This is a genomic window from Pelorhabdus sp. sgz311002, assembly GCF_056134285.1.
The window spans coordinates 1-3128 of record NZ_JBWBCL010000021.1 but is presented as its reverse complement, the minus strand read 5'-3'; the positions used below and the strand labels follow the sequence as shown (position 1 = coordinate 3128).

Here is a 3128-nt window from a genome sequence, read left to right as displayed (position 1 = left end):
TTGCTTGCATTTCAGTTGAAAGCTTGCTTTGTGTGTTAAGTCAAGCCCTCGGCCTATTAGTACCAGTCAGCTCCATCCATTACTGGACTTCCACACCTGGCCTATCAACCATGTCATCTACATGGGGCCTTACTAGATTACTCTATGAGAGACCTCATCTTAAGGCTGGTTTCACGCTTAGATGCTTTCAGCGTTTATCCGTTCCGAACGTAGCTACCCAACTGTACCCCTGGCGGGATAATTGGTACACCATTGGTTCGTCCACTCCGGTCCTCTCGTACTAGGAGCAGCTCCCTTCAAGTCTCTTGCGCCCGCGATGGATAGGGACCGAACTGTCTCACGACGTTCTGAACCCAGCTCACGTACCACTTTAATGGGCGAACAGCCCAACCCTTGGGACCTACTTCAGCCCCAGGATGTGATGAGCCGACATCGAGGTGCCAAACCTCCCCGTCGATATGGACTCTTGGGAGAGATTAGCCTGTTATCCCCAGGGTAGCTTTTATCCGTTGAGCGATGGCCCTTCCACTCGGTACCACCGGATCACTAAGCCCTACTTTCGTACCTGCTCGTCGTGTCTGACTCGCAGTCAAGCTCCCTTCTGCCTTTACACTCTTCGCGCGATTTCTAACCGCGCTGAGGGAACCTTTGGGCGCCTCCGTTACTCTTTCGGAGGCGACCGCCCCAGTCAAACTGCCCACCTGACACTGTCCTGAGTGTCGTTACTTCTTCAGTTAGAATTCCAGTCAATCAAGGGTGGTATCCCAACAGCGGCTCCATCGAGACTAGCGTCCCAACTTCTCAGCCTCCCACCTATCCTGTACATGATTGACCAAAACTCAATGTCAGGCTACAGTAAAGCTCCATGGGGTCTTTCTGTCCAGTCGCGGGTAACCTGCATCTTCACAGGTATTTCAATTTCACCGGGTCCCTTGTTGAGACAGTGCCCAAGTCGTTACACCTTTCGTGCGGGTCGGAACTTACCCGACAAGGAATTTCGCTACCTTAGGACCGTTATAGTTACGGCCGCCGTTTACTGGGGCTTCAATTCAGACCTTCGGATTGCTCCTAAGCCCTCCTCTTAACCTTCCAGCACCGGGCAGGTGTCAGCACCTATACGTCAGCTTTCGCTTTAGCAGGCACCTGTGTTTGTGGTAAACAGTCGCTTGGGCCTCTCTTTTGCAACCCTCTCTCGCTCCAGACGTTTCTGTCCTTCACGATATTAGGGCTCCCCTTTTCCCGAAGTTACGGGGACATTTTGCCGAGTTCCTTAACAAGGGTTTTCCCGCGCACCTTAGAATACTCTTCCCGCCTACCTGTGTCGGTTTGCGGTACGGGCGCCTTAGTTCTCGCTAGAAGCTTTTCTTGACAGTGTGGTCCAGTTGATTTCGTCTTTCCAAGGAAAAACTACCCATCACCTCTCAGGCTTTCCATAAGCGGGATTTGCCTCGCTTACACCCTACCGGCTTAGACGCGAATTTCCATCCTCGCGCTCAACCTTCCTCCTGTGTCACTCCTTCACTCAAACGAACTTTGGCGGTACAGGAATTTCAACCTGTTGTCCATCGCCTACGCATCTACGCCTCGGCTTAGGTCCCGACTTACCCTGAGCGGACGAGCCTTCCTCAGGAATCCTTAGGCTTTCGGTGGAGAAGATTCTCACTTCTCTTTTCGCTACTCATACCGGCATTCTCACTTCTTACCAGTCCACAGCTCCTTACGGTACTGCTTCGACCCAGTAAGAACGCTCCCCTACCCCTGATACCCAAAGATATCAAGCCATAGCTTCGGTTCTGTGCTTTAGCCCCGGACATCTTCGGCGCAAAACCTCTCGACCAGTGAGCTATTACGCACTCTTTAANAGATATCAAGCCATAGCTTCGGTTCTGTGCTTTAGCCCCGGACATCTTCGGCGCAAAACCTCTCGACCAGTGAGCTATTACGCACTCTTTAAATGGTGGCTGCTTCTAAGCCAACATCCTGGTTGTTTGTGAAGTTTCACATCCTTTGCCACTTAGCACAGCATTGGGGACCTTAGCTGATGGTCTGGGCTGTTTCCCTTTTGACTACGGGTCTTATCACTCGCAGTCTGACTCCCAAGATTCCAGTATAGTCATTCGCAGTTTGACAGGGTTCAGTAACCTATACGGCCCCTAGCCCGATCAGAGCTCTACCGTCTATACTTACTTCTTGAGGCTAGCCCTAAAGCTATTTCGGGGAGAACCAGCTATCTCCACGTTCGATTGGCATTTCACCCCTATCCACAACTCATCCCAAAGCTTTTCAACGCTCACGGGTTCGGTCCTCCACGCAATTTTACCTGCGCTTCAACCTGGTCATGGATAGATCACTGTGGTTTCGGGTCTACGATATCTAACTTGCGCCCTATTCAGACTCGCTTTCGCTGCGGCTCCGCATTTTCTGCTTAACCTCGCTAGATACCGTAACTCGCCGGTTCATTCTTCAATAGGCACGCCGTTGAGCTGATATATATACGCTCTTCGACTGCTTGTAGACATACGGTTTCAGGTTCTCTTTCACTCCCCTCCCGGGGTGCTTTTCACCTTTCCCTCACGGTACTATGCGCTATCGGTCGCTAAGAAGTATTTTGCCTTGGAGGGTGGTCCCCCCTGCTTCCCACAAGGTTTCACGTGTCTCGTGGTACTCTGGATCCCAGCCCCTTTGCTCTGCCTTTCGCCTACAGGACTTTTACCTTCTGTGGTTCATCTTTCCAGATGATTCAACTAGGCCTGACAAAGTTGATGCTGGTCCACAACCCCAAAAGAGCAAGCTCTCTTGGTTTGGGCTCTTCCCTGTTCGCTCGCCGCTACTTCGGGAATCTCGTTTGATTACTTTTCCTCCGGGTACTTAGATGTTTCAGTTCCCCGGGTTCCCTTCCAGTATCTAGTACTGGATAACAGTCCATTACGACTGCTGGGTTCCCCCATTCGGACATCTGCGGATCAAAGCTTACTTGCAACTCCCCGCAGCTTTTCGGAGCTTATCCCGTCCTTCATCGGCTCTTAGCGCCAAGGCATCCACCGTATGCCCTTTGTAGCTTGACTTTCGTCTCACTTTTAAAGTGTTCACACGTTTTGCCTAAACAAGTGTTCTAACATACTCGTTAA

The 3128-nt window shown here is 51.2% G+C and carries 1 rRNA gene; it reads right to left on the bottom strand.

Features of this window, described 5'->3' with window-relative positions:
* Window positions 1-36 precede the first annotated feature (36 nt).
* Window positions 37-3065, bottom strand: a 23S ribosomal RNA gene (locus AC0NJP_RS18240).
* Between the last annotated feature and the right edge of the window lie 63 nt (window positions 3066-3128).